The 13,091-nt window shown below is 66.0% G+C and carries 14 protein-coding genes; 8 read left to right on the top strand and 6 right to left on the bottom strand.

Going from position 1 to position 13,091, the window contains the following annotated elements; translation table 11 throughout:
- Window positions 1–4: 4 nt before the first annotated feature.
- Window positions 5–1,897 carry a CocE/NonD family hydrolase gene (locus RYM47_RS03900; protein ID WP_315386214.1) on the top strand — a complete coding sequence of 631 codons (1,893 nt, stop codon included), beginning with the start codon at window positions 5–7 and terminating at the stop codon, window positions 1,895–1,897.
- 50 nt (window positions 1,898–1,947) lie between these two features.
- Here the strand turns inward: RYM47_RS03900 and RYM47_RS03895 are convergent, their stop codons facing one another.
- Window positions 1,948–3,048 carry an alkene reductase gene (locus RYM47_RS03895; protein WP_315386213.1) on the bottom strand — a complete coding sequence of 367 codons (1,101 nt, stop codon included), beginning with the start codon at window positions 3,046–3,048 and terminating at the stop codon, window positions 1,948–1,950.
- 162 nt (window positions 3,049–3,210) lie between these two features.
- Between RYM47_RS03895 and RYM47_RS03890 the strand changes: the two genes are divergently transcribed.
- The 4 genes from RYM47_RS03890 (at window position 3,211) to lldD (ending at window position 6,166) form a co-directional block, all read left to right on the top strand.
- Window positions 3,211–3,969, top strand: coding sequence for an SDR family NAD(P)-dependent oxidoreductase (locus tag RYM47_RS03890; protein ID WP_315386211.1), 759 nt, complete (start codon window positions 3,211–3,213; stop codon window positions 3,967–3,969).
- A 111-nt stretch (window positions 3,970–4,080) separates the two neighbouring features.
- Complete coding sequence (locus RYM47_RS03885) at window positions 4,081–4,533, top strand: MgtC/SapB family protein (RefSeq protein ID WP_315386210.1); 453 nt, start codon at window positions 4,081–4,083, stop codon at window positions 4,531–4,533.
- Window positions 4,534–4,535: 2 nt separating this feature from the next.
- Window positions 4,536–4,970 (top strand): VOC family protein, encoded by a 435-nt coding sequence (locus RYM47_RS03880; protein ID WP_315386209.1) that lies wholly within the window; start codon window positions 4,536–4,538, stop codon window positions 4,968–4,970.
- A 47-nt stretch (window positions 4,971–5,017) separates the two neighbouring features.
- Complete coding sequence (lldD, locus tag RYM47_RS03875; protein ID WP_315386208.1) at window positions 5,018–6,166, top strand: FMN-dependent L-lactate dehydrogenase LldD; 1,149 nt, start codon at window positions 5,018–5,020, stop codon at window positions 6,164–6,166.
- On the opposite strand, the gene RYM47_RS03870 is transcribed toward lldD, so the two are convergent.
- Window positions 6,153–6,470 (bottom strand): hypothetical protein, encoded by a 318-nt coding sequence (locus RYM47_RS03870; RefSeq protein WP_315386207.1) that lies wholly within the window; start codon window positions 6,468–6,470, stop codon window positions 6,153–6,155. The genes lldD and RYM47_RS03870 overlap by 14 nt on opposite strands.
- 54 nt (window positions 6,471–6,524) lie before the next feature.
- Window positions 6,525–7,232, bottom strand: a complete 708-nt coding sequence (locus tag RYM47_RS03865) for a hypothetical protein (RefSeq protein ID WP_315386206.1) — start codon at window positions 7,230–7,232, stop codon at window positions 6,525–6,527.
- 234 nt (window positions 7,233–7,466) lie between these two features.
- Here RYM47_RS03865 and RYM47_RS03860 point away from each other — a divergent pair, with 234 nt between their 5' ends.
- Window positions 7,467–8,231, top strand: coding sequence for a SapC family protein (locus RYM47_RS03860; protein WP_315386205.1), 765 nt, complete (start codon window positions 7,467–7,469; stop codon window positions 8,229–8,231).
- A gap of 108 nt (window positions 8,232–8,339) precedes the next feature.
- Here RYM47_RS03860 and RYM47_RS03855 read toward each other — a convergent pair whose 3' ends face one another.
- The gene (locus RYM47_RS03855; RefSeq protein ID WP_315386204.1) at window positions 8,340–8,675 is read right to left on the bottom strand and encodes a putative quinol monooxygenase; all 336 of its coding nucleotides are present in this window, start codon (window positions 8,673–8,675) and stop codon (window positions 8,340–8,342) included.
- 97 nt (window positions 8,676–8,772) lie between these two features.
- Window positions 8,773–10,125, bottom strand: coding sequence for a CpaF family protein (locus tag RYM47_RS03850; RefSeq protein WP_315386203.1), 1,353 nt, complete (start codon window positions 10,123–10,125; stop codon window positions 8,773–8,775).
- A gap of 435 nt (window positions 10,126–10,560) precedes the next feature.
- Between RYM47_RS03850 and RYM47_RS03845 the strand changes: the two genes are divergently transcribed.
- Both RYM47_RS03845 and RYM47_RS03840 read left to right on the top strand, forming a co-directional pair.
- Entirely contained in the window at window positions 10,561–11,550 is a 990-nt protein-coding gene (locus RYM47_RS03845; protein WP_315386201.1) for a helix-turn-helix domain-containing protein, read from the top strand.
- A gap of 221 nt (window positions 11,551–11,771) precedes the next feature.
- On the top strand, window positions 11,772–11,981 hold the full coding sequence (locus tag RYM47_RS03840) for a hypothetical protein (protein ID WP_315386199.1): 210 nt from the start codon (window positions 11,772–11,774) through the stop codon (window positions 11,979–11,981).
- Between the two features lie 218 nt (window positions 11,982–12,199).
- Here RYM47_RS03840 and RYM47_RS03835 read toward each other — a convergent pair whose 3' ends face one another.
- The gene (locus RYM47_RS03835; RefSeq protein WP_315386198.1) at window positions 12,200–13,063 is read right to left on the bottom strand and encodes a phosphatase PAP2 family protein; all 864 of its coding nucleotides are present in this window, start codon (window positions 13,061–13,063) and stop codon (window positions 12,200–12,202) included.
- Window positions 13,064–13,091: the final 28 nt, after the last annotated feature.

Genomic DNA, 13,091 nt, shown 5'->3' with positions numbered 1-13,091 from the left:
AGCCATGCGTGTTCGTGTCGTGCCTGTGCTGTTGAGCCTGATGATTGCCGCCAGCGTGTCGGCGCAGACCGCGCCGATGACGCCGGATATTCCGGCCAAGGGGTTCGTGACCCCGACCGCGGGCTTCGACTACGACAAGCGCGAGGTCATGGTGCCGATGCGCGATGGGACCAAGCTGTATACGGTGATCGTGGTGCCCAAGGGCGCCCGCAACGCGCCGATGCTGCTCACCCGCACTCCCTACGACGCCGCCAATCGCGCCAAGCGCATGGATTCGCCGCACATGCGCGACATCCTGCCGCAGGGCGACGAGGTGTTCGTCGACGCCGGCTACATCCGCGTGTTCCAGGATATCCGCGGCAAGCACGGCTCCGAAGGCGACTACGTGATGACCCGGCCGCTGCGCGGTCCGCTCAATGGCACCAAGGTCGACCACGCCACCGATGCGTGGGACACCATCGACTGGCTGGTCAAGCACGTGCCGGAAAGCAACGGCAAGGTCGGCATGCTCGGCTCGTCGTATGAAGGCTTCACCGTGGTCATGGCGCTCACCGACCCGCATCCCGCGCTGAAGGTGGCCGCGCCGCAGAGCCCGATGATCGACGGCTGGATGGGCGACGACTGGCTCAATTACGGTGCTTTCCGCCAGGTCAACTTCGGCTACTTCACCGGCCAGCTGGCCAAGCGTGGCAAGGGCCCTTCCATTCCCAGCGTCGGCTACGACGACTACACCACCTTCCTGCGCGCCGGTTCGGCCGGCGACTATGCCAAGGCCAACGGCATCGACCAGCTGCCGTGGTGGCACAAACTGGTGGAACACCCGTCCTACGATGCGTTCTGGCAGGAACAGGCGCTGGACAAGCGCATGGCCAGCACGCCGTTGAAGGCGCCCACCATGTGGCTGCAGGGGCTGTGGGACCAGGAAGACATGTGGGGCGCGGTGCACAGCTATGCCGCGATGGAGCCGCGCGACACCGGCAACACCCTCAACTACCTGGTGATGGGCCCGTGGCGGCACAGCCAGGTGAACTATGACGGCGCCAACCTGGGCGCACTGAAGTTCGACGGCGACACCGCGCTGCAGTTCCGCCGCGACGTGCTCAAGCCGTTCTTCGACCAGTACCTCGTCGACGGCGCGGCCAAGGCAGACACGCCGCCGGTGCTGATCTACAACACCGGTGAAAACCACTGGGACCGCCTGCAGCAGTGGCCGCGTACGGCCGCGCAGACCAAGCCGCTATACCTGCGCGCGGGCGGCAAGCTCTCGTTCGAGGCGCCGCAGGCAGGCGAGGCGACCCATGACGCGTACGTGTCCGACCCGGCCAAGCCGGTGCCGTTCGTGCCGCGTCCGGTGCATTTCGCCGACCGCGACATGTGGACCAGCTGGCTGGTCAAGGACCAGCGCTTCGTCGATGGTCGCCCGGACGTGCTGACCTTCGTCAGCGAGCCGCTGACCGAACCGCTGCGTATCGGCGGCGCGCCGCAGGTGAACCTGCAGGCGGCCACCAGTGGCAGCGACAGCGATTGGGTGGTGAAGCTGATCGACGTATATCCCGACCAGGTGCCGTCCACGCCGGAAATGGGCGGTTACGAACTGGCAGTGTCGATGGCGATCTTCCGCGGGCGTTACCGCGAGAGCTTCAGCGAGCCGAAGGCGATCGCGTCGAACCAGGTGCTGGATTACAGATTCGGCCTGCCCACCGCCAACCACGTATTCCAGCCCGGCCACCGGGTGATGGTGCAGGTGCAGTCGACGCTGTTCCCGCTGTACGACCGCAACCCCCAGACCTTCGTGCCGAACATCTACCTGGCCAAGCCAGGCGATTACCAGAAGGCGACCCAGCAGGTGTGGCATGCACCGCAGCAGGCGAGTTTCATTTCGTTGCCGGTGTATTGATCGAAACGACGGTGCCGGGCCGCGTGCCCGGCACCGTTTGCATCATTCCGCTACGTTGGACCCGACACGCTCGGGTAATCGATATACCCCTCCGCGCCACCGCCATACAGGGTGTCAGGATTGAAGTCCGACAGCGGAACATCATTGCGCAGGCGCTCCACCAGGTCCGGGTTGGCGATGAAGGCCCGACCGAAGGCGATCATGTCGGCGTAACCGCTGGCAATCGCTGCCTCGGCGCTGTCCTTGTCATAGCCGTTGTTGGCGATCCACGGCCCACGGAACTTCGCGCGCAGCGCGGCGTAGTCGAATGGGATGTTGTCGCGCGGACCACCGGTGGCGCCCTCGATGACATGGATGAAGGCCAGGTCGCCAATCGCATCGAGGCGCTCCACCGCACGTTCGAACAACGGCTGCGGGTTGGAGTCGTGCGCGTCGCTGGCCGGGGTGGTCGGCGACAGGCGCACACCGGTACGCTCCGCGCCGATTTCGGCGACGACCGCACGCACCACTTCATCGAGCAGACGGGTGCGGTTCTCGATGCTGCCGCCGTATTCGTCGGTGCGATGGTTGCTGCCATCGCGCAGGAACTGGTCGATCAGGTAGCCGTTGGCGGCGTGCACCTCGACCCCGTCGAAACCGGCGGTGAGGGCGTTGCGCGCAGCCTGGCGGTAGTCCTGGACTATCCCGGGAATTTCATCCAGGCGCAGCGCGCGCGGCGCGGAGACGTCTTCGAAGCCCTTCGCGGTGAAGGTCTTGGCGTTGGCCCGGATCGCGCTCGGGGCCACCGGCACTTCACCTTCCGGCAGCAGGCTGGTGTGCGACACGCGGCCGACGTGCCAGAGCTGCAGCACGATGCGACCGCCTTCGGCGTGCACCGCATCGGTCACCTTGCGCCACGCCTCGATCTGCGCCTGGCTGTAGATGCCGGGGGTGTCCAGGTAGCCCTGGCCCAGCGGACTGATCTGGGTCGCTTCCGCAATGACCAGGCCGGCGCTTGCGCGCTGCTGGTAGTACTGGATGGCCAGGGGATTCGGCACGCGGCCCTCGATCGCGCGGTTGCGGGTCAGCGGTGCCATCGCAATGCGGTTGGCAACCTCGATCGCGCCAAGTCGGGTGGGGGTGAACAACGTTCCGTCAGTGGACTCTGTCATGAAAGTGCCTTGGGGGATGGGAAGTCGTGCAGGAGGTACGACACCCAGCATAGGGGCGGGTGCGTTGCAGCGATGGGAAGGATTGTTGCGGGGCGCTCTGTGCACGTTGTGTAACGTTTTTCAGGCGTAAGGTGGGATGGAATCCAGGCAGAGGCAAACGCAATGATCGATTACCAGCTGAAGGGCAAGGTTGCCATCGTTACCGGCGGCGTCTCCGGCATTGGCTTGGCCGTGGCCGAGCTGTTGGCCGATTCCGGCGCAGCAGTGGCGGTGTGGGACCTGAAGGACGACGCAGTACAGAAGACCGCCGAAGCGATCCGGGCCAAGGGCGTGAGGGCCATCGGCATCGCGCTGGATGTCACCGACGACGCCGCCGTCGAAGCCGCAGTGCAGCGCACCGTGCAGGAACTGGGAGGGCTGGACATCGCGGTCAACAACGCCGGCATTGGTGGGCCTTCGGCGCTCAGCGGCGACTACCCGGTGGACGGATGGAAGCGGGTGATCGACGTCAACCTCAACAGCGTGTTCCTGTGCCAGCGTGCGCAGATCCAGGCGCTGCGAAAGACCGGCAAGGGCGGCAGCATCATCAACATGGCCTCGATCCTGGGCCAGGTCGGGTTCGCCAACTCGGTGGCGTACGTGGCGGCCAAGCATGGGGTGGTCGGGCTGACCCAGACTGCAGCGTGGGAACACGCCAGTGACCGCATCCGGGTCAACGCAGTAGGTCCGGGTTTCATCGCCACGCCGCTGCTGGACAAGATGGACCCGGCAGTGAAGAAGGCGCTGGAGGAGAAGCATGCGTTGAAGCGCCTGGGCAAGGCCGCGGAAGTCGCGGCGCTGGTGGCCTGGCTGGCGAGCGAGGACGCTTCGTTTGCCACCGGCACCTATTACGCCATCGACGGCGGCTACCTCGCGCAGTAAGGCAGCACCGCAGGGGCGGATTTGCCGCTCCTGCACGCGGCGCTCACATCGCATTTCACGACATTCCCACGACGCTCGGGCAACGCTCTACCCATTGCCACTGAAAACGGGATGGGAATGGAACAAGATCTTTCGATCCTGCTGAGGATCGCTGCGGCGATGCTGTTCGGTGGTGTGCTGGGTATCGAACGCGAGATGGGCAAGCACGCGGCGGGCCTGCGCACGCACATGCTCATTGCCGGCGCGGCCGCGTTGATCGTCGGTCTCGGCGACAGCATTGCCGAACATTTCCAGCAGGAGCGCTACCGTGATCTCCTGCAGGTCGACCCGGTGCGCCTGATCGAGGCGGTGGTGGCCTGCGTGGGGTTCGTGGCCGCCGGCACCATCCTGCGTGGCAGCCGCGAGGACGAAGTCAGCGGCCTGACCACCGCCAGCTCGCTGATCATGGCCGCGGCCATCGGCATCGCGGTGGGGATCGGGGAGTACGTGATCGCCATCGGGGTGAGCGTGCTGTGTGTGATCGTGCTGACGGTGTTCCGCCGTCTGGCCAAGAAGCTGGAGTAGTCATGAGCAGCGAACGACCGTTCGAGATCCAACGTATCGACCACGTGGTGCTGCGGGTGCAGGACCTGCAGCGTGCGCTGACCTTCTATTGCGATGTCCTGGGCTGTACGGTGGCGCGCGAGCGCCCGACGTTGGGGATGATCCACCTGCATGCCGGCACGTCGATGATTGATCTGATCAGCGTGGACGGGCCGCTGGGCAGCCGGGGCGGCCCGGCGGCAGGGACGCAGGGACGCAACCTGGAGCACCTGTGCCTGCGGATCGAGCCGTTCGACGAAGCGAGCCTGCGCGAGCATCTGAAGGGGCAGGGCGTCGCGGTGGACGGTCAGGTACGCAGCAATCTGGGCGCGGAGGGCGATGGCCTGTCGCTGTATCTGCGCGACCCCGATGGCAACGCGATTGAACTGAAGGGACCGACCAGCCCCTGCTGCGGCTGACTTTGGTCTAATGGGCGGACTGCATTCGCATCCGCCATGGTTGGGCCATGATCATCTCCGCTTCCACCGATTACCGCGCTGCCGCGCAGCGCCGGCTGCCGCCGTTCCTGTTCCACTACGCCGATGGTGGCGCCTATGCGGAGCACACGCTGCGGCGAAACGTGGACGACCTGGCCGATATCGCGCTGCGCCAGCGCGTGCTGCGCGACATGGGCGCGCTGAGCCTTGAGGCTGAGCTGCTGGGTGAGCGCATGGCAATGCCGGTAGCGCTGGGGCCGGTGGGGCTGACCGGCATGTTCGCGCGGCGTGGCGAAGTACAGGCGGCACGCGCGGCCGCCAGCCGGGGTATTCCGTTCACGCTGTCGACGGTGTCGGTATGCCCGATCGAGGAAGTGGCGCCTGTTATCGGCCGGCCGATGTGGTTCCAGCTGTACGTGCTGAAGGACCGGGGCTTCATGCGCAACGCGCTGGAGCGGGCCAAGGCGGCCGGGGTGACCACGCTGGTGTTTACGGTGGACATGCCAGTGCCCGGCGCGCGCTACCGCGATGCGCATTCGGGCATGAGCGGGCCGAATGCAGCGATGCGACGCATGCTGCAGGCGGTGACCCACCCGCGCTGGGCGTGGGACGTTGGCCTGCGCGGGCGACCGCATGACCTGGGCAATATCTCAGCGTATCGCGGCAGTCCGACCGGATTGGCCGACTACATCGGCTGGCTGGGCAGCAATTTCGATCCCTCGATCTCGTGGAAGGACCTGGAGTGGATCCGCGAGTTCTGGAGCGGGCCGATGGTGATCAAGGGCATCCTGGATCCGGACGATGCACGCGACGCGGTGCGGTTCGGCGCCGATGGCATCGTGGTTTCCAACCACGGCGGGCGTCAGCTGGACGGGGTGTTGTCCACCGCACGGGCATTGCCGGCGATTGCCGCAGCGGTCAAGGGCGAGGTGGAGATCCTGGCAGACTCGGGCATCCGCACCGGGCTGGACGTGGTGCGGATGCTGGCGCTCGGTGCCGACGGCGTGCTGCTGGGACGCGCGTTCGTTTACGCGCTTGCCACGCACGGCGAGGCCGGCGTGGCCAACCTGCTGGACCTGATCGCGAAGGAAATGCGGGTGGCGATGACGTTGACAGGCGCGCGGACGCTTGCCGATATCAGCGAGGATGCGCTGGCGCCGTCCCTTATTCGCACTTGACCGAGGTAATCACGTTGTTCCTGTCGATGAACACGCGCAGGCGGTCGTCGCGGGTGGCACTGGCGGTGATGGTGGCCGGGCCGATCGGGTCGATCAGGCCGGCGCCGCTCTGCTTGAGCAGGGCGCGCATGTTGGCTTCATCGGCCGGCTTGCCGATGGCCCAGGCCAGCGGTTCGGCATGGCACTGGCCACTGCCGGTGATGTGCGGGCCCGGCGCGGTGGCGCAGGCCGATAGGGACAAGGTCGTCAACGCCAGCAGCGGGACCAGGCCGCGTGAAAACAGACTGCGCGAACGGGATGTCATGGGTCGCTCCTGCGGGGGCCAGGCCTGACCATACCACTGCGGCAGCGCGTGCGCTCAGTGGGCCTGGCGGGCGTGCGTGGACGATGTGGCGCCCAGCGCGGACCAGAGCGTGCCGAGGTGTTGCACGAACACCGGCGGCGCCATCGCCAGGCTCGGGCTTTCATGGCGTTCTCCGTCGAACCGTGCCTGGCCGGCAGCATCCAGACGGGTTTCGCCTTCGATCCCATAGCTGGTGCTGCCGTCGATGAGGCTCACGTGCAGCTGGTGCGGGTCGCTCCGCCCCCCGCAGAAGGTGTGGCTGGCCAGGGTGATCTCCGCCTGGCCGTCGCCGTCCAGATCGGTGGCACCGACATGCTGCAGCAGCCAGCCCGCTTCCAGGATGGGGCCGGCACAGGGCTGGCGGATCTGGCGTTGCCACTGCTTGGTCCACCCCATGCGGGGCGCTGGCCGGATGTACAGCCGCGCGGTCAGGATCGCCACGTCGAGCGTGCTGGTGCCGGCGGGGTCTTCGATGACCTCGTCGCTGCGTTCCAGCACCAACACACCTTCACCGTGCAGGTCGCGGTAGTGGATGCGGCGCAGCGCGTCGTTGCTGCCCGGCATGGGGTCGGCAACTACCTCCTGCGCGGACAGCATGGTCAGGCCTGGCAGTTGCGCCGCCGGCGCGGCGTCGTCACAGGCAGACAGCGCGGCGCAGGCGCTGCCCAGCAGGGCGGGGCGGAGCAGGCCGATCAGGCCGGTAGCGGGAAGGCGGGTGTGCATGGGAGATCTGCCGCAGAACGGAGGCGATCATCCCCTGTGATCCCGGTGATGACCATGCACGGCGTCGTGATCGGCCTTGTTGGCTGGCTTTGCTGCAACGCAGCGGAAAACGTAGGACGCGGCTGAACCGGGGTGGCAGCGGGCAATCGTCAAACAGCCACGCTATAGTGGACGATCAATGCGGTGCCCGCTTTCGCGCCCGGGCTGTCTGGCGCGTCGTATCCGATCACATTCATGACTGCTGAAACGACTACCCCGCCGACCGAACCGACCCAGGCCTCCGGCCCGCTGTTCTACCGCCAGCCGTTGCCGCTGCAATCGGACAAGCACGCCAACTGGCGTCTGCGTCCGGGTTCGCTGGCCTTCGCTGCCGAGACCAACGCCATTCCGGCGGTGATCGGCGAGTTCGGCATGGCCGCCCAGCACTTCCCCATCCTGTTCACTGGCAAGGACGCAGCGCCGATCGTGGCGGTGGGCCTGGCCCGCAACAACCTGTTCGTGAGTGAAGGCCGCTGGGCCGACAACACCTACGCCCCGGCCTACCTGCGCCGCTACCCGTTCGTGTTCATGCAGTCCGATGAGGACGGCAACTTCCTGCTGGCGCTGGACGCCGATTCGGAGCAGGTCAACCAGGGCGAGAGTGAAGAAGGCGAGCCGCTGTTCGTCGACGGCAAGGCGACCGAGCTGGTCGACAATGCCATGAAGTTCTGCGCCGACTTCACCCGCGAGCACGAGCAGACCCGTCAGTTCAGTGCCGCGCTGCTGGCCCAGGACCTGCTGGTCGACCGCAGCATCGACGTGACCCTGAACAGCGGCGAGAAGATGTCGGTCAACGGGTTCCACGTGGTCGACGTTGAAAAGTTCGCCAAGCTGCCCGACGACATCATCGTCGCCTGGCACCGCAACGGCTGGCTGGCCTCGATCCACCACCACCTGAGCTCGCTGGCGCGCTTCAACGCGCTGGTGCAGCGCCAGAGCGAGCAGGCCCAGGCGGCCTGATCCGAACGGCGGTGCAGAATGAAAACGGCGACCCCTTGGGTCGCCGTTTTTATTTGGTCGGTCATTCGTTGCAATGTCGCGTGGCGACGCGTTCATCGCAAGGGTGCGTCATGGTTGTTCTGGCGCGCCCCAGCTCTGGATCAGCTCCAGCACCTGCGGTTCGCGTGGTTTCTGCAGCATGTCCGCAATCTGCGCGTCGTAGGCGGCGCGGTAGTCGGTGGACTGGTGGGCCAGGAAATCCTGCACGGAGTCTTCGTCCCAGCGCTCATACAGGGTGAACAGCGTGGGGTCGTTGGCATCGCGATGCAGGTCGCAGGAGATGAACGCCGGTTCGTCGGCCATGCGATCAATCAGCGCGTGGACCGCGTCCAGCCAGTCCTGCACGCGCTCGGGTTTGACCTGGAGGCGGACGTAGAAGGTCAGTGGCACATCGGTGGCAGTCATTGGGGCGCGTCCAGCAGGAGGGATGCGCCCATTGTAGCCAGTCCGGCCGATACGCCGGCTGGGCGGGATTGCAGACAGTCGCCCGGTCTCCGAATGCTCAGCAGCTTCCATTCAATGCTTCGCGCAGCTCCCTCCGGAATGGCTCGAGTTTGTGCGAATGCGGCTGAATGCCGAAATTGACCCAGCGATCGTGCTCTCTGCCGTCGGTGTCGTACTGCACTTCGTGGCAGAACATCTCCCGGGTACTGATCAGGTTGTCGTTGACCCCGATGATTTCCGTGATCGAGACCAGCACGCGGCGACCGTTGCCCAGCCGTTTGATCTGCACGATGAAGTCGATGGCGCTGGCGATCTGCCGGCGAAGGCCATCCTCGCTGCCCTGGAAACCGGCGAAGCAGGCCAGCATCTCGATCCGGTACAGACAGTCGCCTGGCGAGTCGGCGTGGATGGTGGCCATCAAGCCATCATGCACGGTGCTCATGGCCTGCAGCATTTCAAGCACCTCGGCGCCACGCACTTCGCCAACCACGATCCGGTCCGGGCGCATGCGCAGGCCGTGGCGCAGCAAGTCGCGGACGCTGATCGTGTCTTGGCCGCCAAAGCCACCGATGCGGCTTTCCAGGCGCACCACATGTGGATGGTTGAACGAGAGTTCGGCGGTGTCTTCCACAGTGATGACTCGCTCGATGGCCGGAACGTAGCTGGCCAGCGCGTTGAGCACTGAGGTCTTGCCCGAGCTGGTGCCGCCGGACACCAGAATGTTGCAGCGGCTCAGTACCATCGCGCGCAGCAGTACCTGCATGGCGGCATCGAAGGTGCCGATGCGCACGAGTTCGGCGGGGCTGAATGGGTTCTTGCGGAACTTGCGGATCGATACCATCGGGCCGTCCACGGCCAACGGCGCGATGATGGCATTGAGCCGTCCGCCATTGGGCAGTCGCGCGTCCACTATCGGGTTCGATGCATCCAAGTGGCAGCCTAGTGGGGCCAGGATGCGATGCAGGATCAGCAGCAGGTGGTTGTCGTCGCTGAAGCGCTGGCGCGCGCGCACCAGATGGCCACCCTGGGAGACGTGGATGTCCTTGCAGCCGTTGATCAGGATCTCGTCGATTGCCGGGTCATGCAGCAGATCATCGAGCGGGCCGTAGCCGGTCAGCTCCTTGACCAGCGCTGTGGCCACGATTTCCATCTGTGCGTCGTTGACCGGAATGCCCCATCCCTGCACGAACAGCGCTGTCTGCGTTCGTACGTAGCGGCCCACCGTGTCCGGTGCCCAGGCATGGATGTCGATGCATTCGTCCTCGAGGGTGTTGCGCAGGTGCTCGTGCGCGGCGACCAATACGTTCTGGTACGCATCGGACTGTGCGAAAGGGGCATGCGGGTCGGGCACGCGCACGCCGGGTGCAACCCGCGCGGCGGACGTAGCGAACGAAGTCACCTTGTATTCCATCGCGGTCCCCTGTGGTCCAGCGCGGTATCCGCCAGGGATCCCCTCCCGCGCTGTTGGAGATTATCCTGCGTGGTCGCGCCTGGGGGTAATGCACAAAATCGGCATGGGTGACGGATAGTTTATGAATCTCAGCGGCATGCCGATTTTGTGCATTCGCTGCCGCCTGTAAATTGCCCGCTCGGAGGGCGGGTTTACAGAATGGATGAAAATAAAGTGAAGTCGGAATTTGACGCTGTCTACACACGGTCGTGACGAAACTTGGACAGTGCGCCGTGGATTAAGTCCTGCATATTCACGGCGTGCCACCGCCCGCGTCGATGGATACTGTGGCGAGAATCTGGGGGATATCGCAGCAGTGCTTCGATAAAGAAGCAACGTGTAGCGGTTGCGCAGATCCTGCGCAGCCGGTGCGAGTCAGCCTGGGGAGCCGCCGTCATGGCCGATGGTGTAGTCGATAGAATTGGAGAAGCAGCCCTGCGTTCGTTCGACCTGGCGACGCTGGGGGGAATGCTACGCGTATGCGAGCTGGAACTTGTGCTGCTGGACGGTAATGGTCCACGCGCGTCGATCCAGTCACAGGTGCATGACGAATCCCTGTTCTGCACCGCAACCTGCGGATTCCAGTTCCGCGGTCGATTCATGCTGCCCCAGGACTGGTGCCTGCTCGGTTATGTCCACGAGACCGATCCCACCCTGAGCTGGTGCCACGGGGTGCCTGTGTCGCCAGGCATGGCGTTGACCATCCTGCCCGAAGGCATCAGCGAATTCGCCTTCAGTGCCGGCACCCGGCTCAGCCTGCTGCTGGCCCCGCTGCGCCGGATCGAGCGCAAGCTTACCGAGCTCAGCCTGTGCAGCACCTTGCCTGCCGGGCAGGCGCTGTCGTTGTTCAGCGCGGAGGCGGATCACGGCCCGTCGGTGCTGGCGCAACGCTACGGGCAGCTGCCGGCCTGGCTGGGCCAGGCCGGCGGCGGATTCCCCACGGACGCGGTCGAGCAGCTGCTGCATGCGCATGTACAAGCGGTGCTGGGTGCCGGCGTGGGCGAACGGGCAGCAGGCACACGCGCCCGGCGGGCGCATTACCTGATCGCCCAGCGCGCCGAAAATTTCATGCGGCAGAACCTGCGCCGCTACATCTACATGCACGAGATCTGCGATTCGGCAGGTGTCAGCGAGCGCGCGCTGCGTTATGCATTCGAGGATCTGTTTGGAACCTCGCCCAACCGGTATCTGTCGATGCTGCGCCTGTGCGCGGCATGCCGCGGACTTTCCATGGCCGATGCAACCCGCAAGTCGGTGAAAGCGGTTGCGTTGAGCTGCGGGCTGTGGGACCTGTCGCGCTTTGCGGATAATTATCGACGGGTGTTCGGAGAACTTCCACGCGACACCCTGACGCGCGCGCCGGCTTCGTTGGGCAGTCCTGCCTGATTGCACCTTTCCAGCACGCTGCCGGAAATGTCCATTTGCCTGCCGGTTTTCTGCTGCATCTTGCCGGAACGCACGTTCGTCCTGCCGGAATGCGGTGTCTGCGCGGCGCACGCGCAGTTCTAATAATCCCAACGCAACATCAGCGTCGGGGGCCAGCAGATGGGCCGCATTTTTCAGATTGGCGTTGAATCACCATGCCAGTGCATGCCGTTGATACCGCCATGCGCCTGGACAAGGGGACGCGGATCCATGCCGCAGCGCCGGTGGACCGCGCCAATGCCGTTGTCGCCGGCCTGGCGACACCGACGCGGCCGGCGCTGCCGTCGGACCCGACCGGTGGGCTGGCCGGCTTCGGGCCCGACGTGGCACTGCGCGTTACGACACACGCTTCCGATTCTGCTGCGATCCCTCGCGGAATCTGCACCGTTTGACCTGGCTCGCTGTCAACCGCGGGATGTCTCCCCCGTCATCGCTCAGGGGGCAGCGAGCCAGGCCATCCCACTACAACTGCGTTGTGCCCGCTGGCACGACTCTCTCCCGTGCTGATCGGGACAACGGCTTGACCCGCCTCGTCGCCATGCGCGATGTCTCCCCCGTCATCGGGTAGGACGACGAGTCGGGTCATTGTTTTGCCTGTTCGACGGCGGGCTCATTCCACGCCGGGGATCTTCACTTTCAGCGCTGCCGCTTCCGCGGCACAGTCCTGCGACTCCACGCCATTGCCCCGCAGCGCGTTGATCTCGGCGCGGGCGGCGGCCATGTCGGCGTTGAACTGCGGGTTGGCGTGCAGCACCGCCACCGCACCGGCGCCCACCGCGCGTCCCTGCAGCACGTCGCTCTGCCAGTGCGCGTTGCAGATCAGGCGGTTCTCGCCGAACGCGCGGCCGCGGGCGAGCACCGCGTCGGCCTGGGCTGGGCTGAGCTCGCTGAGCAGCAGCGCCCAGGCCCAGCCGATTGCGGTATGGCCGGAGGGATAGGAGCCGTCCTTGCGCAGTGCCTCCTCATCGGCGGGCGCGCAGGTCTTTTCCTTGTAGAACACGAACGGGCGGGTGCGCTGGTAGTGGTCCTTGGCCGCATAGGTGGCCAGGCCTGCGTCGACCAGGCTCCGCTGCAGCAGGAGGTACAGGCGTGGGGTGTCCTGCTGGCTGACGGGTACGCCAAGCGCGCAGGAGAAGGTGCTGGCCACCTGCGGGAAGCGCAGGTCGGCATCGCGGCTGGCCAGGGCGTAGCGGGGGCTGGTCTTCAGCTTCTGCGAGGCGCGGCTGACTGCCTGGTCGCGGGCGAAGCCTGGGCTGCCCTTGGCCGGGGGCGGCGGCAGCAGGGCCAGGCTGTCGGGCAGTGACCTGCCCAGATAGCCGGCGGGCACGCCGGGACGCAGCTCCGGCACCGGCGGCGGTGCGCTCGGCAGCGCGGTGGGCAGCACCGCAGGCGAGGGCGGGTTGAGCGGGCCGGTGGCGCAGGCGCCGAGCAGGGCGGCCAGGGCCACGGCGGTGGCCGTGCGGGAAGCGCGCATGTGAAGCTCCTTGAGGGTGGGGCGGCGT

This window comes from uncultured Stenotrophomonas sp., from assembly GCF_963519125.1.
Classification (GTDB): domain Bacteria; phylum Pseudomonadota; class Gammaproteobacteria; order Xanthomonadales; family Xanthomonadaceae; genus Stenotrophomonas.
This window is presented reverse-complemented; position numbering and strand designations above follow the sequence as displayed.